Origin of the sequence: Streptomyces sp. NPDC002680, assembly GCF_042889145.1 — a bacterium.
GTDB classification, from domain to species: Bacteria; Actinomycetota; Actinomycetes; order Streptomycetales; family Streptomycetaceae; genus Streptomyces; species Streptomyces adonidis.
Window position 1 is genome coordinate 291716 of the sequence record NZ_JBIAQP010000005.1, and the last position, 20118, is coordinate 311833.

20 protein-coding genes are annotated in these 20118 nt (G+C 69.8%); 6 read left to right on the plus strand and 14 right to left on the minus strand.

Annotated features, from left to right (window positions below; genetic code table 11):
* Positions 1 to 2 precede the first annotated feature (2 nt).
* Positions 3 to 650 carry a sulfite oxidase-like oxidoreductase gene (locus ACFYXF_RS16055; protein ID WP_389350176.1) on the minus strand — a complete coding sequence of 216 codons (648 nt, stop codon included), beginning with the start codon at positions 648 to 650 and terminating at the stop codon, positions 3 to 5.
* A gap of 217 nt (positions 651 to 867) precedes the next feature.
* On the opposite strand from ACFYXF_RS16055, the gene bfr reads away from it, so the two are divergent.
* The gene (bfr, locus tag ACFYXF_RS16060) at positions 868 to 1347 is read left to right on the plus strand and encodes a bacterioferritin (RefSeq protein WP_369035373.1); all 480 of its coding nucleotides are present in this window, start codon (positions 868 to 870) and stop codon (positions 1345 to 1347) included.
* 24 nt (positions 1348 to 1371) lie between these two features.
* Here bfr and ACFYXF_RS16065 read toward each other — a convergent pair whose 3' ends face one another.
* Positions 1372 to 1599, minus strand: a complete 228-nt coding sequence (locus ACFYXF_RS16065) for a bacterioferritin-associated ferredoxin (RefSeq protein WP_389350178.1) — start codon at positions 1597 to 1599, stop codon at positions 1372 to 1374.
* 171 nt (positions 1600 to 1770) lie between these two features.
* A complete protein-coding gene (locus tag ACFYXF_RS16070) occupies positions 1771 to 3123 on the minus strand; it encodes a class II 3-deoxy-7-phosphoheptulonate synthase (RefSeq protein ID WP_330291667.1) in 1353 nt (450 codons plus the stop codon).
* Positions 3124 to 3271: 148 nt separating this feature from the next.
* On the opposite strand from ACFYXF_RS16070, the gene ACFYXF_RS16075 reads away from it, so the two are divergent.
* The gene (locus ACFYXF_RS16075) at positions 3272 to 3334 is read left to right on the plus strand and encodes a trp operon leader peptide (protein WP_389350362.1); all 63 of its coding nucleotides are present in this window, start codon (positions 3272 to 3274) and stop codon (positions 3332 to 3334) included.
* Positions 3335 to 3452: 118 nt separating this feature from the next.
* Complete coding sequence (locus tag ACFYXF_RS16080) at positions 3453 to 5312, plus strand: anthranilate synthase family protein (protein ID WP_389350179.1); 1860 nt, start codon at positions 3453 to 3455, stop codon at positions 5310 to 5312.
* Positions 5313 to 5456: 144 nt separating this feature from the next.
* On the opposite strand, the gene ACFYXF_RS16085 is transcribed toward ACFYXF_RS16080, so the two are convergent.
* From ACFYXF_RS16085 to ACFYXF_RS16100, 4 genes are all read right to left on the minus strand, one after another.
* A complete protein-coding gene (locus ACFYXF_RS16085) occupies positions 5457 to 6485 on the minus strand; it encodes a 6-phosphofructokinase (protein ID WP_389350180.1) in 1029 nt (342 codons plus the stop codon).
* Positions 6486 to 6589: 104 nt separating this feature from the next.
* Positions 6590 to 7291, minus strand: a complete 702-nt coding sequence (locus tag ACFYXF_RS16090) for a response regulator (RefSeq protein ID WP_389350181.1) — start codon at positions 7289 to 7291, stop codon at positions 6590 to 6592.
* Positions 7288 to 8562 (minus strand): MacS family sensor histidine kinase, encoded by a 1275-nt coding sequence (gene macS, locus ACFYXF_RS16095; protein WP_389350182.1) that lies wholly within the window; start codon positions 8560 to 8562, stop codon positions 7288 to 7290. Before macS ends, ACFYXF_RS16090 begins: the two co-directional genes overlap by 4 nt.
* 29 nt (positions 8563 to 8591) lie before the next feature.
* Complete coding sequence (locus ACFYXF_RS16100) at positions 8592 to 9320, minus strand: lysophospholipid acyltransferase family protein (RefSeq protein WP_389350183.1); 729 nt, start codon at positions 9318 to 9320, stop codon at positions 8592 to 8594.
* A gap of 147 nt (positions 9321 to 9467) precedes the next feature.
* Between ACFYXF_RS16100 and ACFYXF_RS16105 the strand changes: the two genes are divergently transcribed.
* Both ACFYXF_RS16105 and ACFYXF_RS16110 read left to right on the plus strand, forming a co-directional pair.
* On the plus strand, positions 9468 to 10328 hold the full coding sequence (locus ACFYXF_RS16105; RefSeq protein WP_389350364.1) for an alpha/beta hydrolase: 861 nt from the start codon (positions 9468 to 9470) through the stop codon (positions 10326 to 10328).
* On the plus strand, positions 10321 to 10923 hold the full coding sequence (locus tag ACFYXF_RS16110; protein WP_389350184.1) for a hypothetical protein: 603 nt from the start codon (positions 10321 to 10323) through the stop codon (positions 10921 to 10923). The genes ACFYXF_RS16105 and ACFYXF_RS16110 overlap by 8 nt, the downstream gene beginning before the upstream one ends.
* A gap of 15 nt (positions 10924 to 10938) precedes the next feature.
* On the opposite strand, the gene ACFYXF_RS16115 is transcribed toward ACFYXF_RS16110, so the two are convergent.
* From ACFYXF_RS16115 to ACFYXF_RS16140, 6 genes are all read right to left on the minus strand, one after another.
* A complete protein-coding gene (locus tag ACFYXF_RS16115) occupies positions 10939 to 11694 on the minus strand; it encodes an endonuclease/exonuclease/phosphatase family protein (protein WP_389350185.1) in 756 nt (251 codons plus the stop codon).
* Between the two features lie 206 nt (positions 11695 to 11900).
* Positions 11901 to 12854: an ROK family glucokinase gene (locus ACFYXF_RS16120; RefSeq protein WP_369035362.1), complete on the minus strand. Its 954-nt coding sequence runs from the start codon at positions 12852 to 12854 to the stop codon at positions 11901 to 11903.
* A gap of 71 nt (positions 12855 to 12925) precedes the next feature.
* Positions 12926 to 13429: a DUF5304 domain-containing protein gene (locus tag ACFYXF_RS16125; protein ID WP_389350186.1), complete on the minus strand. Its 504-nt coding sequence runs from the start codon at positions 13427 to 13429 to the stop codon at positions 12926 to 12928.
* A 57-nt stretch (positions 13430 to 13486) separates the two neighbouring features.
* Positions 13487 to 14668 carry an ArsA family ATPase gene (locus ACFYXF_RS16130; RefSeq protein ID WP_389350187.1) on the minus strand — a complete coding sequence of 394 codons (1182 nt, stop codon included), beginning with the start codon at positions 14666 to 14668 and terminating at the stop codon, positions 13487 to 13489.
* A 207-nt stretch (positions 14669 to 14875) separates the two neighbouring features.
* Complete coding sequence (locus ACFYXF_RS16135; RefSeq protein WP_389350188.1) at positions 14876 to 15316, minus strand: SRPBCC family protein; 441 nt, start codon at positions 15314 to 15316, stop codon at positions 14876 to 14878.
* A gap of 126 nt (positions 15317 to 15442) precedes the next feature.
* Complete coding sequence (locus tag ACFYXF_RS16140) at positions 15443 to 16198, minus strand: metallophosphoesterase (RefSeq protein ID WP_389350365.1); 756 nt, start codon at positions 16196 to 16198, stop codon at positions 15443 to 15445.
* Positions 16199 to 16539: 341 nt separating this feature from the next.
* On the opposite strand from ACFYXF_RS16140, the gene ACFYXF_RS16145 reads away from it, so the two are divergent.
* On the plus strand, positions 16540 to 18336 hold the full coding sequence (locus tag ACFYXF_RS16145; RefSeq protein ID WP_389350189.1) for an AMP-dependent synthetase/ligase: 1797 nt from the start codon (positions 16540 to 16542) through the stop codon (positions 18334 to 18336).
* An 82-nt stretch (positions 18337 to 18418) separates the two neighbouring features.
* Here the strand turns inward: ACFYXF_RS16145 and ACFYXF_RS16150 are convergent, their stop codons facing one another.
* Entirely contained in the window at positions 18419 to 20005 is a 1587-nt protein-coding gene (locus tag ACFYXF_RS16150; RefSeq protein WP_389350190.1) for a GMC oxidoreductase, read from the minus strand.
* Between the last annotated feature and the right edge of the window lie 113 nt (positions 20006 to 20118).

Below are 20118 nucleotides of genomic sequence, written 5' to 3' on the forward strand. Positions count from 1 at the left end.
CCTCAGAGCTCGGGGCCGTCCCCCGGCTCCTCCTGGTACGAGTAGCGCTGCTCGCGCCACGGGTCGCCGACGTTGTGATAGCCGCGCTCCTCCCAGAAGCCGCGGCGGTCGGCGGTCATGTACTCGACCCCGCGCACCCACTTGGGGCCCTTCCAGGCGTACAGATGGGGCACCACCAGGCGGAGCGGGAAGCCGTGTTCCGCGGTGAGGAGTTCGCCGTCCTTGTGGGTGGCGAAGATCGTGCCGTCGGACGCGAAATCGGCCAGCCGGAGGTTCGAACTGAAGCCGTACTCGGCCCAGACCATGACGTGTGTGACCTCGGGCGCCGGCGGCGCGGCCTCGAGAATCGTCCGGGCCGGAATTCCGCCCCACTCGGCGCCGAGCATGCTGAACTTCGTGACGCAGTGCAGATCGGCCACGACGGAGTTGTACGGCAGAGCCGTGAACTCCTCGTGGTTCCAGCAGTGCTTCTCGCCGTCGGCGGTGGCGCCGAAGACCCTGAACTCCCAGCGCTCGGGGCGGAATTTGGGTACCGGGCCGTAATGGGTGACCGGCCAGCCGCGTTGCACTCGCTGCCCCGGCGGCAATTCGGGCTGCGCCGCACCCCCTGAATCGCGCTCTCCCGATTCACGTTCCACCGGCTGACCCATGACTCCATCCTGACAGACCAGGCAGAGTGCGCATGACCAGGCCTGTCCAGACATGCACGGATTCCAACAAGTCCGGATAACTTGGACTAAGCATGCCCTAACTTACTAAGTACGCACTTACTGGACGATCTTCGGCGGCGGTGCAATCATTCGGCGGCGGTGCAATCATTCGGCGGCAACCTCCCCAGTTCCCCCCGCTTTGGAAGGAGCCTCTGCAATGCAGGGCGACCCCGAGGTCATCGAATTCCTCAACGAGCAGCTGACCGCTGAACTCACGGCGATCAACCAGTACTTCCTGCACGCGAAGATGCAGGAGAACTTCGGCTGGACGAAGCTCGCGAAGTACACGCGGCACGAGTCGATCGACGAGATGAAGCACGCGGAGGTGCTCACCGACCGGATCCTGTTCCTGGAGGGCCTGCCGAACTACCAGCGGCTCTTCCACGTACGGGTGGGGCAGACCCTCACGGAGATGTTCCAGGCCGACCGGCAGGTCGAGGTCGAGGCGATCGACCGCCTCAAGCGCGGTATCGAGGTCATGCGCGGCAAGGGCGACATCACGTCGGCGAACATCTTCGAGTCGATCCTCGCCGACGAGGAGCACCACATCGACTATCTCGACACTCAGCTGGAACTGGTGGAGAAGCTCGGTGAGGCGCTGTACATCGCGCAGCTGATCGAGCAGCCGGAGAGCTGAGAACCGATCCCTGGGCCTCAGGGCTCAGGCGGCCTCGTCCAGCTGTTCGGCCAGGACCGGCTGACCCTCGTCCACGAGCCCACGGGTCGGGCACGCGCCCCTGCCCAGCAGCGCCTGGATGCGTCGTACGCACGAGCCGCAGTCCGTGCCCGCCTTGCAGGCCGATGCGATCTGGCGGGGGGTGCAGGCACCGTCCGCCGCGTGCTTCTTCACTTGCGCCTCGGTCACTCCGAAGCAGTTGCAGACGTACACGCGGGTCCACCTCCCGACGGGAATCCAAAGGTCGTGCCGTCCCGAAGATCGGTGAGGCTAACCTAACCTTACCCGGCTCACAGAAGGCTTAAAAGTGGCGTGGGGCGCGGATCGTATGTGATCCGCGCCCCACGCCACACTCCTGTAACAGGCGAAAAGCCTGCTGATCTACTACTGGTCGCGGTACATCTCCGCGACCAGGAACGCCAGGTCAAGGGACTGGCTGCGGTTCAGACGGGGGTCGCAGGCCGTCTCGTAACGGTGGTGGAGGTCGTCGACGAAGATCTCGTCGCCGCCGCCCACGCACTCGGTGACGTCGTCGCCCGTCAGCTCCACATGGATACCGCCGGGGTGCGTGCCCAGCTCCTTGTGGACCTCGAAGAAGCCCTTCACCTCGTCGAGCACGTCGTCGAAGCGGCGGGTCTTGTGACCGGAGGCCGCCTCGAAGGTGTTGCCGTGCATCGGGTCGGTCACCCAGGCCACCGTCGCACCCGACGCCGTGACCTTCTCGACCAGCTCGGGCAGCTTGTCCCGGACCTTGTCGGCGCCCATACGGACGATGAAGGTCAGCCGGCCCGGCTCACGGTCGGGGTCGAGACGCTCGATGTACTGGAGCGCCTCCTCGGCCGTCGTCGTCGGGCCGAGCTTGATGCCGATCGGGTTGCGGACCTGGGAGGCGAACTCGATGTGCGCGCCGTCCAGCTGCCTGGTGCGCTCACCGATCCACACCATGTGCGCCGAGACGTCGTACAGCCGTCCGGTGCGGGAGTCGACGCGGGTCAGCGCCGACTCGTAGTCCAGGAGCAGCGCCTCGTGCGAGGAGTAGAACTCGACCGTCTGGAACTCGGCCGGGTCCGTCCCGCAGGCACGCATGAAGTTCAGCGCGTTGTCGATCTCGCGGGCCAGCTGCTCGTACCGCTGGCCGGACGGGGACGACTTCACGAAGTCCTGGTTCCAGGCGTGCACCTGGCGCAGGTCGGCGTAACCGCCGGTGGTGAAGGCGCGGACCAGGTTGAGCGTGGAGGCGGAGGCGTTGTACATCCGCTTCAGGCGCTCGGGGTCCGGGATCCGGGACGCCTCGTCGAAGTCGAAGCCGTTGACCGAGTCGCCGCGGTAGGTCGGCAGGGTCACGCCGTCGCGGGTCTCGGTGCCCTTGGAGCGCGGCTTGGAGTACTGGCCGGCGATGCGGCCGACCTTCACGACCGGCACGGAGGCCGCGTACGTGAGGACGGCGCCCATCTGGAGGAGGGTCTTCAGCTTGGCGCGGATGTGCTCCGCGCCGACGGCGTCGAAGGACTCGGCGCAGTCGCCGCCCTGGAGCAGGAACGCCTCTCCCTTGGCGACGGCCGCCATCCGGGCGCGCAGCTGGTCGCACTCCCCCGCGAAAACGAGCGGGGGATACGACTCCAGCTCCGCAACGACTGCGCGCAGAGCCTCGGTGTCGGGGTACTCGGGCTGCTGCGCCGCGGGCAGGTCTCGCCAGGTGTTGCCAGCGCTCGCGCTGGTCTTAGCGTTCACGGTCACGACCCCAACATTACGGGGTCATGTCGGGCGTCCATCCGCCTGCTCATCAAGTGAGACGGGGTTCGCTCGTTCGGGTCCGGTGGGCGGAATGGCCGGTCCGTGCGCCGGTTCACACCTCGTGTGGCACCCGTGGTGTATGGTCCGTCGCATGTTCGCGCACCCGACCCAGATCCAGAACTGGTGGTGGACCGCTCACCCGGCGGCCCACTGACTGCGCGTACGCAAGTCTTCGCGAAGGCCGCCCGAGGGGCGGCCTTCGGTGTTTCCGCGGACTTCCGCACCGGGCCGTTCCTCTCACTCGACTGACGATGGATGAGGAACGAGGAACCATGCGACTCGACCGGCTCCTGCACGACACCCGCCCGTTCGCCCTGCTCCGCCGTCGTACCCCCGGCCACGATCACGACGTGGTCGAACTGCTGCTCGGCCCGGTGACCACGTACGACCGGCTCGCCGACATCCCCGACGAGGGCCTCGCCCTGATCCCCTACCGCCAGATCCGCGAGCGCGGCTTCGACGTCCGCGACGACGGCACTCCGCTCGCGGTGCTCACGCCCGAGGAGACGTACGAACTCCCGCTGGCGGAGGCGCTGGAGCAGCTCCCCGCGCACGACGTGCGGGTCGAGGGCGGTGGGTTCGACGTCAGGGACGAGGAGTACGCCGACATCGTCGGGCAGGTGCTGCGGGAGGAGATCGGGCGGGGCGAGGGGGCCAACTTCGTCATCCGCCGGACGTACGAGGGTGAGATCCCGGGGTTCGGACGCGCCGACGCCCTCGCGCTGTTCCGGCGGCTGCTGGTCGGGGAGCGGGGCGCGTACTGGACGTTCGTCGTGCACACCGGGGAGCGGACGCTGGTCGGGGCCAGCCCCGAGGTGCACGTGCGGATGTCCGGCGGGACGGTGGTCATGAACCCGATCAGCGGGACGTACCGCTATCCGGCCGAGGGGCCGACCCCCGAGCATCTGCTCTCGTTCCTCGCCGACGGCAAGGAGATCGAGGAACTGTCGATGGTCGTCGACGAGGAGCTCAAGATGATGTGCACCGTCGGTGACATGGGCGGGGTCGTGGTCGGGCCGCGGCTGAAGGAGATGGCCCATCTCGCGCACACGGAGTACGAGTTGCGCGGCCGGTCCTCGCTGGATGTGCGCGAGGTGCTGAAGGAGACCATGTTCGCAGCGACCGTCACCGGGTCGCCCGTGCAGAACGCCTGCCGGGTGATCGAGCGGCACGAGGTCGGTGGGCGCGGTTACTACGCGGGCGCGTTGGCGCTGGTCGGGCGGGACGCGGGCGGGGCCCAGACCCTCGACTCGCCGATCCTCATCCGGACCGCCGACATCGCGCCGGACGGACGGCTGCGGGTGCCGGTCGGCGCCACGCTCGTCCGTGGCTCGGACCCGGCGGGCGAGGTCGCCGAGACCCACGCCAAGGCGGCCGGGGTGCTGGCGGCGCTGGGCGTCGTACCGGGGCGGCCCAGGGAGACGGGCGTACGGCCGAGGCTCGCGGACGATCCACGGGTGCGGGCGGCGCTGGACGGGCGGCGGGCCTCGCTGGCGCCGTTCTGGCTGCGGATGCAGGAGCGGACGGAAGAGCTGACCGGGCACGCGCTGGTCGTCGACGCCGAGGACACCTTCACGGCGATGCTCGCGCACGTCCTGCGGTCGTCGGGCCTCGACGTGACCGTGCGGCGGTACGACGAACCGGGGCTGCGGGAGGCCGTCGTACGGCACGAGGGGCCGTTGGTGCTCGGGCCCGGTCCCGGTGATCCGGGTGATCCGGCCGACCCGAAGATGCGGTTCCTGCGCGAACTGACCGCCGAGGTGCTCCGCGATCATCGGCACGGAGTCCTCGGTGTCTGCCTCGGGCACGAGCTGATCGCGGTGGAGCTGGGGCTGGAGATCGTACGAAAGGAAGTGCCGTACCAGGGCGCGCAGACGGAGATCGATCTGTTCGGGCGGACGGAGACGGTCGGCTTCTACAACAGCTTCGTGGCGCACTGCGACGACGAGACGGCGGCGGAGCTGGCGGCGCATGGGGTTGAGGTCAGCCGGGGTGAGGGTGGGGAGGTGCACGCGGTACGGGGTCCCGGTTTCGCCGGCGTGCAGTTCCACCCGGAGTCGGTGCTGACGCTGGACGGGGCGAGTGTCGTGCGGGAGTTGGTGGCGGGGGTTCAGTCCCTGCGTGCGCGGTAGTTCTTTTGCCGCGGGCCGGTGGGGGCTGGTCGCGCAGTTCCCCGCGCCCCTGAAAGGCCGGGGCTGCGCCCCGTGCCTTCCAGGCCCGCAGGGCCGGAGTTTTTAGGGGCGCGGGGAACTGCGCGACCAGCCCCCACCGGGCCGTCAGCCGAAGAACACACCGACCTCCTCGTACAGCTTCGGATCCACCGTCTTCAGCCTCGCCGTCGCCTCCGCGATCGGAACGCGGACGATGTCCGTGCCGCGCAACGCGACCATCTTGCCGAAGTCGCCGTCGCGGACCGCGTCGATGGCGTGCAGGCCGAAGCGGGTGGCGAGCCAGCGGTCGAAGGCGCTGGGGGTGCCACCGCGCTGGATGTGGCCGAGGACCGTGGTGCGCGCCTCCTTGCCCGTGCGCTTCTCGATCTCCTTGGCCAGCCATTCGCCGACGCCGGAGAGGCGGACATGTCCGAACGGGTCGAGGGACTGGTCCTTGAGGACCATGTCGCCGTCCTTCGGCATCGCGCCCTCGGAGACGACCACGATCGGGGCGTACGAGGCCTTGAACCGTGAGGTCACCCAGGCGCAGACCTGGTCGACGTCGAAACGGTGTTCGGGGATGAGGATGACGTTGGCGCCGCCCGCGAGCCCGGAGTGGATCGCTATCCAGCCCGCGTGGCGGCCCATCACCTCGCAGACCAGGACGCGCATGTGCGACTCGGCGGTGGTGTGCAGCCGGTCGATCGCCTCCGTCGCGATGCCGACCGCGGTGTCGAAGCCGAAGGTGTAGTCGGTGGCGGACAGGTCGTTGTCGATCGTCTTCGGTACGCCGACGACCGGAATCCCGTGTTCGTCGGTGAGACGGGCCGCGACTCCGAGGGTGTCCTCGCCGCCGATCGCGATGAGCGCGTCGACCTGCTGTGCGGCGAGGGTCTCCCGGATACGGGCGATGCCGTTCTCCTGCTTCAGCGGGTTGGTGCGGGAGGAGCCGAGGATGGTGCCGCCGCGCGGGAGGATGCCGCGTACGGCCGGGATGTCGAGGCGGACGCTGGTGCCCTCCAGTGGACCTCGCCAGCCGTCCCGGAAGCCGACGAACTCGTAGTCGTACTCCTGTACGCCCTTGCGGACGATGGCCCGGATGACGGCGTTGAGCCCGGGGCAGTCGCCGCCTCCGGTCAGTACTCCGACGCGCATGGAAAAAGTCCCTTCGCCGCGGATGTCCGACGAAGGATCAGTGTGACGTGCGTCTCACGCCACGTCGAGGCTCCTCACGCGACGCAGAGTCACTCGTCGCCCGGTCACTCGTCGTCGAGGCCGCGCTGTATCGCGTAGCGCACCAGTTCCACCCGGTTGTGCAGTTGCAGCTTGCCGAGGGTGTTCTGGACGTGGTTCTGGACCGTGCGGTGGGAGATGACCAGGCGTTCGGCGATCTGCTTGTAGCTGAGGCCCTTGGCCACCAGCCGCAGTACTTCCGTCTCGCGGTCGGTGAGCTGCGGGGCCTTGGGCTCGTCGGCGCCCGCGGCCGGGGCCGGTTCGGAGGCCAGTCGGCGGTACTCGCCGAGGACCAGACCGGCCAGCCCCGGGGTGAACACGGGGTCACCGACCGCCGTACGGCGTACCGCGTCGAGCAGTTCCTCGGTCGAGGCCGACTTCAGCAGATAGCCGGTGGCGCCCGACTTCACGGCCTCCAGTACGTCGGCGTGCTCGCCGCTCGCCGAGAGGACCAGGACGCGCAGGGCGGGGTTGGACCCGACCAGCTCCTTGCAGACCTGGACGCCGGGCTTGGCGGGCAGGTTCAGGTCGAGCACGAGGACGTCCGGTGCGACGGCGCGGGCACGGCGTACGGCCTGTTCGCCGTCGCCCGCCGTGGCGACCACGTCGAACCCGGACTCGGCGAGGTCGCGGGCGACCGCGTCGCGCCACATGGGGTGGTCGTCCACCACCATCACGCGGAGCCGCCGCTGTGCCTCTTCCCCGTTCACGTTCTCGGTGTCCGTCATCGCTTCTCCGCCTTCCCCCGTGCCGACCTGGTGTCCTTCGGTACCGTCAGTTCGACCTCGGTGCCCTGCCCCGGCACCGAGATCAGCTCGGCGCCGCCGCCGAGATCGCGCAGCCGGCCACGGATCGACTGGGCCACGCCGAGCCGTCCCTCGCCCTCGGCCTGCGCGAGCCGCCCCTCCGGAATGCCGGGCCCGTCGTCGCGCACGGTCACGACGACCGAGTCCGGCTCGTCCTCGACCAGGATCCAGGCCCGGGCACCTTCCCCGGCGTGCTTCCGTACGTTGTCCAGCGCGGCGCCGACCGCCGCGGCCAGTTCCTTGGCTGCGGCCCGGGCGAGTGGCACGGGGGCGCCCGGCTCGGAGAGGGTGACCGTCGAGGTGGCGTACGGGACGAGCAGGGTGCGCAGATCGACCGGGTCCGGCGAGTCCGGGTCGGAATCCGGCTCCCCCGCCGGGTGTACGAGGGTGCCTTGCGCCCCAAGTCCCGTGTGGTCCGGCGTCCTTGGCCCCGACACGAGGCCGCCGGAGACCAGGGCGCGCAGCGCGACCTCCTGCTCGCCGGCCATCCGGCCCAGTTCCCCGGCCTCGCCGCCGAGCACGGCGCCGCGCCGCTGCACCATCGCCAGCACCTGGAGGACGCTGTCATGGATGTCCCGGGCGAGGCGCTCGCGTTCGCGGGTCGCGGCCTCGATCTCCAGGGCGCGGGCGAGGGTGCGCTCGGAGGCGCGGGCGACCTCGACGACGTACCCGATGGCGATGGAGGCGACCCACACCAGGACCACGTTGTGGACGGTGTCGCGGGCCGGGGTGCCGCGCTCGACCAGGTTCGTGACGGCGACCAGCGTCGAGGCGAAGGCCGCCCAGCGCCAGCCGCCCTTGATCGCGAAGGCCAGCACGGAACCGGCCGTCCATATCGACGGCATCGTCGGACCGCCCGAGGCGACCCGCTCGTGCGCGTCGGCGACGGGCGTGAGGAGGATGCCGGTGAGCGCGACGGTGAGGTCGGCGGTGAGGAAGCGCTTGGTGCAGCTGGCCGCGTTGGCCACCTTGGGGAGGGTCGCGAGGGTCCAGACGAACAGCACGGAGAAGTAGGCGACGGCCACCCAGGGCCGGGCGAACCCCTCGTACGAGTTGGCGAAGAGCCCGATCGCGTACAGCATCGTCATGATCCGGTAGCCGGTGAGCGCACGCCACAGCGGCTGCTCGACCGACATCCGCATCACCTTCGGACGCCCGCCCTTGTCCCGTACGGCCAACTCGCGTACGCCCATGTCCCCCCACCCCCGACCCCTGGTACCGCTTACTTGGCGGCCGACCGTTCCTTCTCCAGCGCCTTCTGCGCCTGCTTCTCGGCCTTCGCCGCGTCCGCGATCCGGCGCTTGGCGGCCGACGCGTAGATGTCGACGTACTCCTGGCCGGAGAGCTTCATGATTTCGTACATGACCTCGTCGGTCACGGCGCGGAGCACGAAGCGGTCGTGTTCCATGCCGTGGTACCGGCTGAAGTCGAGCGGCTCGCCGATGCGGATGCCCGGGCGCATCAGCTTGGGCATCACCTTGCCCGGCGGCTGGATCTTCTCGGTGTCGATCATCGCGACCGGGATCACCGGCGCCCCGGTGGCGAGCGCCACGCGTGCGAGGCCGCCGGGCTTGCCCCGGTAGAGGCGGCCGTCGGGCGAGCGCGTGCCCTCCGGGTAGATACCGAACAGCTCACCGCGCTCGATGACCTCGACACCGCTCCTGATCGCGGCCTCGCCGGCGCCGCGCGCTCCGGAGCGGTCGACCGGGAGCTGGCCGACGCCCTTGAAGAAGGCGGCGGTCATCCGGCCCTTGAGGCCGGGCGTCGTGAAGTACTCGGCCTTCGCGATGAAGGTGACCTTGCGGTCCAGGACCGCGGGGAGGAAGAACGAGTCGGAGAAGGACAGGTGATTGCTCGCCAGGATCGCCGGGCCGTCGGCCGGAACGTTCTCCAGGCCTTCCACCCAGGGCCTGAAGGCAAGCTTCAGCGGCACCCCGACGGAAACCTTCATCGCGCCGTACAACAACCGAGTTCCTCCCGTGTCTGTCGATCAGACCTTAACCCGCAGCACTGTCAATGAGCCCGACGGCCCTGGTCGGTGTCAGTGGGGTCGCGTACCGTGAAGTACTCACACCACTCCATGAACAGGAGACCGATGGTGCCGGTCCTTCCTGGAGCCGAGCCGTACCGCCATGAGGGCGGTGAGGTCGGAGTCCTCCTCTGCCACGGTTTCACCGGTTCCCCGCAGTCGCTGCGCCCCTGGGCGGAGTACCTCGCCGAGCGCGGACTGACCGTCTCGCTGCCGCTGCTGCCCGGACACGGCACGCGCTGGGAGGACATGCAGCTCACCGGCTGGCAGGACTGGTACGCGGAAGTGGACCGCGAGCTGCGCGCTCTGCTGGCGCGCTGCACACAGGTGTTCGTCTTCGGTCTGTCGATGGGCGGCGCGCTGACGCTGCGGCTCGCCGCTCAGCACGGCGACCGGATCAGCGGCATCGTGGTCGTCAACCCGGCGAACAAGGTGCACGGCCTTGCCGCGTACGCCCTTCCGGTACTGCGTCATGTCGTGCCCTCGGTGCCCGGCATCGTCAGCGACATAAAGAAGGAAGGCGTCGAGGAGGTCGGTTACCCCAGGGTCCCCCTGCACGCGGCGCACTCGATGCGCCGGTTCTACCAGGTGGTCGACGGTGAACTGCCGCAGGTCACGCAGCCGGTGCTGCTTCTGCACAGCCCGCAGGACCATGTGGTGCCGCCGGCCGACTCGGCCCGGATCCTCAGCCGCGTTTCGTCGACGGACGTGACGGAGATCCTGCTGGAACAGAGCTACCACGTCGCGACGTTGGACCATGATGCGGACCGGATCTTCGAGGAGAGCCACGCGTTCGTCCTCCGGCTCGCACCCGCGGCCGGCAAGGAGGCCACGGACTCGGGCGAGGACTCGGGCGACGTACAGGTGCCGCACCAGAGCCGGCAGGGAGACCAAGTGGGGCAGCAGGAAGGGACGGCCACGGGTGGCTGAGCACGACTCCGACCGTGAGCCGGAGGAGAAGGGCGTGCCCTTCGACGAGGCGGCCGCGTGGGCCGCGATCGTCGAGGCGTACGGCGACGAGCCGCCGGACCCGCCCGGCGCCAAGCCGTTCAAGTCGGTCGAGGATCTCGCGCTGCTCGAACCGGACACGAACGACGAGACCGGTGACGCCGGCGACCCCGACCCGAAGGGCAACGCCGACAAGGTGGCCAAGGGCGACGGGCAGCCCCCGAAGCCGCTGGGCAGCTCCGTCGCCTTCGCCCCGGGCGTCGGCGGGGGCGGCCCGCGCGACTACACGGCGCCGGACGCGACCGAGGACGACTTCGACGATGACGACGAGGGCCACTTCGTCCCGCCGGAGCCGCCTCCGCTGCCCGCCGCCGACACGACCGCCCGGTTCGCCTGGCTGGCGGTGCTCGGCGGCCCGCTCCTGCTGCTGCTCGCCGTCCTGCTGGGCTGGGACATGACCTGGTGGCTGACGACACTGGGCATCGGCGGGTTCCTCGGCGGGTTCGCGACGCTGGTGATGCGGATGAAGGGCGACGAGGACGACGAGGAGGATCCGGGGCGGGGGGCTGTGGTCTGACCCCGGCCACCTGCTTCAGGACGCCGGGATTCTGAGGGCGGCCAGGACCGGCAAGTGGTCCGTGGCCGCCCTCAAGTCTGTCTCCGTCACTCCTGGAAGGCCCGTCGGCACCCCGCAGCCCAGGACCTCGATGCCTGGGGTGGCCAGGATCGCGTCGATGCGCTGGTGCGGGTCGGTGGGGGTCGAGGTGTACTCCGTGCCCCAGGGTGCCGTGGCCCAGCAGTCCTGGAGGCCGGTGGCCAGGCGCCGGAAGCTGCGGCCCGCGGGGCGTTCGTTGAGGTCGCCGCCCGCGACCGCGTGCGGTACGTCCAGTGCGGCGAGCCGGTCGAGGAGCATGCCCGACTGCTCGTACCGCTCGTCCTTCTGCAGGCTGAGGTGACAGCTCAGTACGCCGAGCCGGGCGCCCCCGAAGCGGACGACCGCCGTGGCGAAGCCTCTGCGGTGCTGGCCGGGGGTGAGGGGGAGGAGGACGTCCTCGGTGCGTTCGACTGTCGCGCGCAGGGAGCAGAGGAGGGCGGGGCCGGCGGCGGTGGCTCCGCCGGAGAGGAGTACCTGGCCGGAGGCGGATGCGAGGCGGGCCAGTTTTTTGCGCCAGCGGAAGAAGCGGGGGGCTTCTTGGATGAGGACGAGGTCGGGGGTGCAGGCGGTGATGACTCGGGCGAGGGCGGTGGTGTCGTCTCGCATGGAGCGGATGTTGTAGCTGAGGACTCGGATGACGGCGGAACCGTCGGGGTTTGTACGGGGGTTGGGTAGCGGGGGGGTTGTCGCCATGGTGGTCAAGATACGGAGGCCGATTGGGGGGAATACCGGGAACTCGCCGTGAGGGGTGCGGTTGTTGGCCGTGTGCCGGCCGGTGGGGCTTCTCGCGCCCACGCGGCGGTAGCCGCAGATCAGATACAGCCCCGCGCCCCTAAAAACAAGACCGCTCGCCGTCCCCTTGCAAAGGAACGGCGAGCAGCCACAGCCATGGGGCCTGTTTACATGATCGGGTCGGGTTCGCGGGCCAGGTCCGCTGCTCCCACCATGCCTGCCTTGTTGCCCAGTTGGGCGGCGATGACGTCGGCCACCGGGCGCCAGTTGCCGCCTACCAGCCAGCGTTTGTAGGACTTGCGGATGGGGTCGAGGACCAGTTCGCCCTCGTCCGAGAGGCCGCCGCCGACGATGAAGGCGGAGGGGTCGAAGAGGGAGGCCAGGTCGGCGAGGCCGGCGCCGGCCCAGCGGGCCAGTTCGCGGTACGAGTCGACCGCGACGGCGTCGCCCTGTCTCGCGGCCATCGAGATGTGCTTGCCCTCGATGCCGTCCGGGGTGCCGTCGCCGAGGGAGAGGAGCACCTCGGCGTTCTCGGGGGTCGCGTTGGCGCGCTGCTTCGCGTACCGCACGAGGGCCCGCCCCGACGCGTACTGCTCCCAGCAGCCCTGGCTGCCGCAGCCGCACTGCAGGCCGTCCGGGACCACGCGGATGTGGCCGAACTCGGCGGCCACGCCGAAGTGGCCGCGGCGCAGCTTGTTGCCGATGATGATGCCGCCGCCGAGGCCGGTGCCCAGGGTGATGCAGATGACGTTGCGGTGGCCCTTGCCCGCGCCGAACTTGTACTCGCCCCAGGCCGCCGCGTTCGCGTCGTTCTCGACGACGACCGGCAGGCCCACGCGTGCCTCGACCTTGTCCTTCAGCGGTTCCTGGCGCCAGTCGATGTTGGGCGCGAAGTAGACCGTGGAGCGCTGGCGGTTCACGTATCCGGCGGCGCCGATGCCGACGCCCACGATCTCGTGCCCGGCGCGCGCGCCCTCGACGGCGGCGGCGATGGCGTCCACGATGCCCTCGGGCGTGCCCGGGGTCGGCACCTTGTGGGTCGAGAGGATGTTGCCTTCCTCGTCGACCACACCGGCCGCGATCTTCGTGCCGCCGATATCGACGCCGATGGTGAGTCCCATGAATCCCTCAGTTTCGGTCGAGCCCCGCTACGGCCCACCGTACCCGAGCCCCTGACCCGTCGAGGGGGGTGTCAGTCCAGGTCGATGCGCTCGCCGGACCCGGTGCCCTCGCCCCGGTCGTCACCCCAGTTCTTCGCGCGGTCGGTCTCCCGGGACGTCCAGCGGCGTTCCTGGGACTCGACGGCCGAGCGGTAGGCGGCGAGCAGTTCGTTGCCCGCCGCGGCCAGGTGGTCGAAGACGTCCGGGTTGCGTTCGATCACCGGTTCCACGGCGGCCTTGGCCTGCTGGACGACCTGCTGCACCACCTGCTGGGCGGTGCCCTGGGCGACCGCGCCGAGCAGTGGTGACTGCAGGGACGACAGCTTGTCCGAGACGGCGTCGACCAGCTTGCGCAGTTCCTCGGCGGCGGAGCCGGGGGGCGGGCCGTACCGGGCCCGGCGGCGGGCCTTCTCCGCTTCGAGGTCCTCGGCACAGGCCTTGGCCCACGCGTCGGCGTCGGTGGCGCGCGTCTCGTACGGTGCCTCGTCGGCCGCGTCCCCCTGAGCGGCGTCGGGTGTGGGGCGCTCTTCGCTCATGGCGGACTCCTGACTACGGTTCGTCTCTTTGACGGTACCTGAACGGGTGCGGGCGGTTCATCGTGTCTGCGGCCACAGATCCGGGTCCGGCGCGAAACGGATCCTCAGCTCGCCCTCGCGCAGGGCGGCTCCGGCCACCGTGCAGCGGCGCAGCGCCGAGGGCAACGGGACGATACGGCGGAACGGGCCGACGGTGAGGACGAGATCGTCGCCGCGCCGGACCAGGTCGAGGTCGTCGCGTATCGCGCCGGGCAGCGGGATGTGCCAGACGAGCACGCCGTCGTCGGCGAGGTGGTCGGTGACGGGCCACTCGATGGGGGTGGTGGCCGCGTTGACGGCGGGTGCGCGGAGTGCGGCGAGGTCGTCGGTGCCGCGTGGGTCGTGCCCGAGGTGCGGGACCTGGTGGAGAGGGAGGGCGTACGTCTGCGGCCAGTCCTCCAACGCCTTGCGCTGCTGGGCCGTGATGGAGGCGAGCCAGGGGTCGATGGAGGGTTCCGGCAGGACGCGGTTGGCGATCAGCGTGTCCGTGCGCAGGCCGCGCAGGGCGGCTCCGGTGATGGCGGCGCGTACGGCGTCGGTGCCGGCCGGGCCGGGTTCGGCGACCAGTCGTACGACCGTGCCCGGGTCCTCGACGACCGCGGTGACGGCGGCCAGTTCCACGTCCCAGCGGGCGGCGGCGTCGTACAGCCAGTCCGCGGGCATCGGGACGCCGGCGAGGCGGCCGAGTACGGGGCGCAGGGCGCGGGCGGCCTGGCGTTCGGCCGGGAGGAGGCGGCGCAGATAGCGGCGGAGTTCGTCGGGGAGCGCGAGGAGGGCGAGGGCCTGCGGGGTGGGCGGGAGGTCGACGACCAGGAGGCCGTACGCCTCGGAGAGCGCGGCGTCGCGCAGGGCGCGCAGGAGGGCGAGTTCCTCGGCGCCGGGGAGGGGGGTGAGTTCCTCGGGGTCGAGCCGGGAGGCGCCGAGGAAGTCGAGGACGTTCGTGGCGCGTTCCTGGAAGGCGGTGAGGTCGGCGCGGAAGCGGTCGGCCGCGTCGGGGCGCCAGGCGGTGAGGTGGGGGGTGCCTGGTACGGAGACGGGGTTGGGGCCGGTTTCGATGCCGAGGGCTGCGCCGAGGGTGTCGGTGCGGTCGGTGCTGAGGACGAGGGTGGGGGTGCCGTCGCGCGCCGCGGTCAGTGCGGTGGCCGCAGCGAGGGTGGTGCGGCCGGAGCCGCCTGGCCCGGTAAGGAGGATGGTGCGCATGGGGGTGAACGGTATCTCGCCCCCGCCGCCCCTACCCGTCCCATCCTCGGGGGCTCCGCCCCCGAACCCCCGTATCGCGCTGAACGCGCTCGTCCTCAAACGCCGGACGGGCTGGATATCCAGCCCGTCCGGCGTTTGAGGACAAAGGGGGGTCTGGGGGCACAGCCCCCAGGGATGGGAAGGGTAGGGGCGGCGGGGGCGAGGAAACTACTTGGGCTCCTCCACGCGCTTCTTCAAGCCCGCCAGTGCCCGGTCGATGATGACCTTCTCCGCCTTGCGCTTGATCATCCCCAGCATCGGGATCTTGACGTCCACCGTCAGCTGGTAGGTGACCTCCGTCGCCCCGCCACCCGCCGCCTTCAGGATGTACGACCCGTCCAGCGCCCGCAGCATCTGCGACTTGACGAGGGTCCATGAGACCTCGTTCTCGCCGGTCCAGGTGTAGCCGAGCGTCTGGTCGTCCTTGATCGCCCCGGCGTCCATGACCAGCCGGACCTGCTCGGCACGCCCCTGGGCGTCGGTCTTCAGAACCTCCGCCTCCTTCACCTCGCCGGTCCAGTCCGGGTAACGGGCGAAGTCGGCGATCACCGCCATCACCTCGTTCGGTGCCGCCTCGATCGTGATGCTCGAACTGGTGAATTCAGCCATCGCTGTGGCTCCTCCAGATGCGGTCCGGTGAGGGAGGTTTGGTGCGCACGTATGTGCAGCGTGAAGGCTACCCCGCGCAGCCCGGCCCGCTGTCATCCGCACCCGCACACACCGGACTCACCGGGCTCACCATTCGAGCACCCACGGCTTCCCGCTCCCCGCGAAGTGCCCCACGTTGACGCACTCGGTGGCACCGATCCGCATCCGCCGGGCCAACGGCTGGTGGACATGACCGAACAGCGCGTACCGGGGGCGCGTGCGCCGGATCGCGTCCAGCAGAGCGCGGCTGCCGCGTTCGAAGCGGCGCGCGACCGTGTCGTACACCAGCTCCGGCACCTCCGGCGGGATGTGCGTGCACAGCACGTCGACCTCGCCGAGCGCCTCGACCTTCGCCGCGTACTCCTCGTCGCTGATCTCGTACGGCGTGCGCATGGGGGTGCGCAGCCCGCCGCCGACGAAGCCGAAGACCCGGCCCCCGATCTCCACCCGCTCCCCGTCCAGGACTCGGGTGCCCGGACCGGCGTACTCCGGCCAGAGTGTCGGCATGTCGACGTTGCCGTAGGTGGCGTACGTCGGTGTCGGGAACGCGGCGAACAGTTCGGCGTACTGCTTGCGGACCGCCTTCTCGATGACCGTCGCCCGGTCCGTGCCGACGCCCGCCCACAGCCGGGCCCCCAGTTCGCGCGCCTCCTCGAAGCGGCGGGCCGTGCGCAGCTCCACGAGGCGGCTCGCGTTCTCGGCACCGAAGAGGTCGGGGAAGATGCCGCGCGAGTGGTCGGCGTAGTCGAGGAAGAGGACCAGGTCGCCCAGGCAGATCAGCGCGTCCGCGCCCGCACCGGCCGCGGCCAGGTCCCGCACGTTGCCGTGCACGTCGCTGACCACATGAATACGCGTCCTCAGGTTGCCCTGCGGTGTGGGTGCCATGGCGATCAAGGGTAGGCGTGTGCGGCATGGGTGAACAGGACAGGGGGGGTCCCCGACGGTTACTGGTCAGTCAAGAAAACCGTGCACTACTGTGCGTAAAAGACACCAACCCGTGTGACGCCGCGAACATCTCGCCGGACCCCCCTGTCGTAGCAGCCATACCGACGGGTAACGTCCGGGCAGTCCAGTCCGTGCTCAGGATTTCAACTACGAGGTCCATGAGCACTTGCCCGAGCCATGGACCGCACCGTCGCATCGCACAACGTCGTGGCGCCGGCGCCCTATGAGGAGCAGCAGTCTTGCGCGAGTTCAGCCTTCCGGCTTTGTACGAGGTCCCCGCGGACGGAAATCTGACCGACATCGTCCGTCGAAACGCCGCGCAGCATCCGGATGTCGCCGTCATCGCCCGCAAGGTGGGCGGCGCCTGGCAGGACGTGACGGCCACGACCTTCCTCGCCGAGGTGCACGCCGCCGCGAAGGGCCTCATCGCCTCCGGGATCGAGCCGGGCGACCGGGTCGCCCTGATGTCCCGTACGCGCTACGAGTGGACGCTGCTCGACTTCGCGATCTGGTGCGCGGGCGCGGTGACCGTGCCGGTGTACGAGACCAGCTCCGCCGAGCAGGTGCAGTGGATCCTCAGTGACTCGGGGGCCACCGCGATCGTCGTGGAGCTGGACGGCCACGTGGCCTCCGTCGAGTCGGTGCGCGACCGGCTGCCCGCGCTGAAGCACGTCTGGCAGATCGACGCGGGCGCGGTGGAGGAGCTGGGGCGGGCCGGCAAGGACGTCTCCGACGCGACCGTCGAGGAGCGCAGCTCGCAGGCGAAGGCCGACGATCCGGCGACCATCGTGTACACGAGCGGTACGACCGGCCGGCCCAAGGGCTGTGTGCTCACCCACCGGAGCTTCTTCGCCGAGTGCGGGAACATCGTCGAGCGGCTGCGGCCCCTCTTCCGTACCGGCGAGTGTTCCGTCCTCCTCTTCCTGCCGCTCGCGCATGTCTTCGGGCGGCTGGTGCAGATCGCGCCGATGATGGCGCCGATCAAGCTGGGCCTGGTCCCGGACATCAAGAACCTCACCGACGAACTGGCCTCGTTCCGGCCGACGTTGATCCTCGGTGTGCCGCGGGTCTTCGAGAAGGTCTACAACTCGGCGCGGGCCAAGGCGCAGGCGGACGGCAAGGGCAAGATCTTCGACAAGGCCGCCGACACGGCCATCGCGTACAGCCGGGCGCTGGACGACCCGTCGGGCCCGTCGTTCGGTCTGAAGATCAAGCACAAGACCTTCGACAAGCTGGTCTACAGCAAGCTGCGCAACGTCCTCGGCGGCAAGGGAGAGTTCGCCATCTCCGGCGGCGCCCCGCTCGGTGAGCGGCTCGGGCACTTCTTCCGGGGCATCGGCTTCACGGTCCTGGAGGGCTACGGCCTCACCGAGTCCTGTGCCGCCACCGCGTTCAACCCCTGGGACCGGCAGAAGATCGGCACGGTCGGCCAGCCGCTGCCCGGCTCGGTCGTGCGCATCGCCGACGACGGCGAGGTGCTGCTGCACGGCGAGCACCTGTTCAAGGAGTACTGGAACAACCCGGGCGCGACGGAGGAGGCGCTGGCCGACGGCTGGTTCCACACCGGCGACATCGGCACCCTCGACGAGGACGGCTACCTCCGGATCACCGGCCGCAAGAAGGAGATCATCGTCACCGCGGGCGGCAAGAACGTCGCCCCGGCCGTGATCGAGGACCGTATCCGCGCGCACGCGCTGGTCGGGGAGTGCATGGTGGTGGGCGACGGGCGGCCGTTCGTGGGCGCGCTGGTCACCATCGACGAGGAGTTTCTGGGCCGTTGGGCCGCCGAGCACGGCAAGCCGGCCGGTTCCACCACGGCGTCGCTCGCCCATGACCCGGATCTGCTCGCGGCGATCCAGGGCGCGGTCGACGACGGCAACGCCGCGGTGTCGAAGGCGGAATCGGTGCGGAAGTTCCGCATTCTGGCCTCCCAGTTCACCGAGGAGTCGGGCCACCTGACGCCGTCACTGAAGCTCAAGCGCAATGTGGTGGCGAAGGACTTCGCGGACGAGATCGAGGCGATTTACCGGGGGTGAGTGCCCCATGGGACAGGTAGTTCGTTGAGTGCGGGTCGGTGGGGGCTGGTCGCGCAGTTCCCCGCGCCCCTAAAGGGGGCGCTCATGTCGCCGTGTCTTCCACCAGCACCCGCGCCATCGTCCGTTCCGCGAGTGCCGTGATCGTCACGAACGGGTTGACCCCGATCGAGCCGGGGACCAGTGAGCCGTCGGTGATGTACAGGTTCGAATAGCCCTTCACTCGCCCGTAGTTGTCGGTCGCCTTGCCCAACACGCAGCCACCCAGCGGGTGGTAGGTGAAGTCGTCGGCGAACACCTTGTTGCTGGAGCCGAACAGGTCGTACCGGTAGATGGTGGAGTTGGCCGCGTTGATCCGGTCGAAGAGCTTCTTGGCCATGGCGACGGACACCGCGCTCTGGGCGGCGGTCCAGCCCAGCCGCGCCGAGTCGGTCGCCGAGTCGTAGGTGAACGAGGCCCGCTGCGGATTCTTGGTGATCGCCAGGTACAGACTCACCCAGTGCTCCAACCCCGTCGGCAGCGGGGCGATCTCGGCGAAGACGGGGTTGTCGGCGTTGGCCCAGTCGTCGATGCCCATCACCGGCATCGTCGACTGGTTCGCCCCGACCGTGTCCCACAGGTGGTTGGCCCGCCCGAGCATCACGTTGCCGTTGGTCCCCCAGCCGGTCCCGACGCTGGCGTCGAGCGCGGGCAGCGCGCCCGTCTCCCGGGCCCGGACGAGGAGTTCGGTGGTCCCGACGCTGCCGCCGCCGAGGAAGAGGTAGGTGCACCCGTACTGCTTGGTCGCGACGACCGCGCCGGTGTCGTCGATCCGGTCGGCGGTCAGGATGTACGTCCCGTCGGCGGCCCGGGTGATCGCCCTGACCCGCTCCATGGTGGTGATGGTGACGTTGCCGGTGCCGAGCGCGGAGGCGAGATACGTCTTGTCGAGGCTCTTCTTGCCGTAGTTGTTGCCGTAGATGACCTCGCCGGCGAGCGCGGACTTGGTGGCGGTGCCGGCCGCCTCGCGCTGCATGTAGGCGAAGTCGTAGACGCTCGGTACGAAGGTGGTCTTCAGGCCGGTGTTCTGGGCGTGGGCGCGGGAGATCCGGGAGAAGCGGTACCACTCGGTGGACTCGAACCAGGTGAGGTCGACGGTGTTGACGCCGAGCATCGCGCGGGCTCGCGGGAAGTAAGTGCCGTACATCTCAGTGGCGTTGACACCGGGGAACTGCTCGGCGAAGTACGACTGGAGCGGGGTGACGGCCATGCTGCCGTTGACCAGCGAACCGCCGCCGACACCCCGGCCGAGGAACACGGACATGTTGTTGTAGTGCACGCGGTCCAGGGCGCCGGGGTAGGGGGTGATGTCCTTGTTGACGACGTCCAGCCACAGGAAGCTGGCGAGGGGCGCCTCGGTACGGGTCTTGAACCACATGGAGCGCTTGTCGGGGGCGGAGGTGGAACAGAAGATCTTGCCGTCGGAGCCCGCCGTGTTCCAGAGCCGGCCCATCTCGATGACGAGGGTGCGGATACCGGCCTGGCCGAGGCGGAGGGCGGCGACAGCGCCCCCGTACCCGGAACCGATGACGATCGCGGGGGCGGATTCGACCGCGGCGGGTTCGACCGCCTGGGCCGACTGGAGGCCGACGCGGGTGAATCCGAGAGCGGCGGCCGTCTGGAACGCGGCCATGCCCAGTATTTGACGTCTCGTCAGCTGATGCTGCATCAGCTGACGGTGTATCAGCTTTTCTGTCATGACCGCAGCATCGGCGGAAATCCAGCCTCCGCCTAGTAGGTGCGTAC

Excerpts from the sequence above, each read along its gene's own strand:
- ACFYXF_RS16130 (WP_389350187.1), bottom strand. The coding sequence starts at position 14,668 with ATGCGCACCATCCTCCTTACCGGGCCAGGCGGCTCCGGCCGCACCACC.
- ACFYXF_RS16125 (WP_389350186.1), bottom strand. The coding sequence starts at position 13,429 with ATGAGCGAAGAGCGCCCCACACCCGACGCCGCTCAGGGGGACGCGGCC.
- ACFYXF_RS16080 (WP_389350179.1), top strand. The coding sequence starts at position 3,453 with ATGCGACTCGACCGGCTCCTGCACGACACCCGCCCGTTCGCCCTGCTC.
- bfr (WP_369035373.1), top strand. The coding sequence starts at position 868 with ATGCAGGGCGACCCCGAGGTCATCGAATTCCTCAACGAGCAGCTGACC.
- ACFYXF_RS16100 (WP_389350183.1), bottom strand. The coding sequence starts at position 9,320 with ATGAAGGTTTCCGTCGGGGTGCCGCTGAAGCTTGCCTTCAGGCCCTGG.
- ACFYXF_RS16085 (WP_389350180.1), bottom strand. The coding sequence starts at position 6,485 with ATGCGCGTCGGAGTACTGACCGGAGGCGGCGACTGCCCCGGGCTCAAC.
- macS (WP_389350182.1), bottom strand. The coding sequence starts at position 8,562 with ATGGGCGTACGCGAGTTGGCCGTACGGGACAAGGGCGGGCGTCCGAAG.
- ACFYXF_RS16090 (WP_389350181.1), bottom strand. The coding sequence starts at position 7,291 with ATGACGGACACCGAGAACGTGAACGGGGAAGAGGCACAGCGGCGGCTC.
- ACFYXF_RS16055 (WP_389350176.1), bottom strand. The coding sequence starts at position 650 with ATGGGTCAGCCGGTGGAACGTGAATCGGGAGAGCGCGATTCAGGGGGT.
- ACFYXF_RS16120 (WP_369035362.1), bottom strand. The coding sequence starts at position 12,854 with ATGGGACTCACCATCGGCGTCGATATCGGCGGCACGAAGATCGCGGCC.
- ACFYXF_RS16115 (WP_389350185.1), bottom strand. The coding sequence starts at position 11,694 with ATGGCGACAACCCCCCCGCTACCCAACCCCCGTACAAACCCCGACGGT.
- ACFYXF_RS16135 (WP_389350188.1), bottom strand. The coding sequence starts at position 15,316 with ATGGCTGAATTCACCAGTTCGAGCATCACGATCGAGGCGGCACCGAAC.
- ACFYXF_RS16150 (WP_389350190.1), bottom strand. The coding sequence starts at position 20,005 with ATGGCCGCGTTCCAGACGGCCGCCGCTCTCGGATTCACCCGCGTCGGC.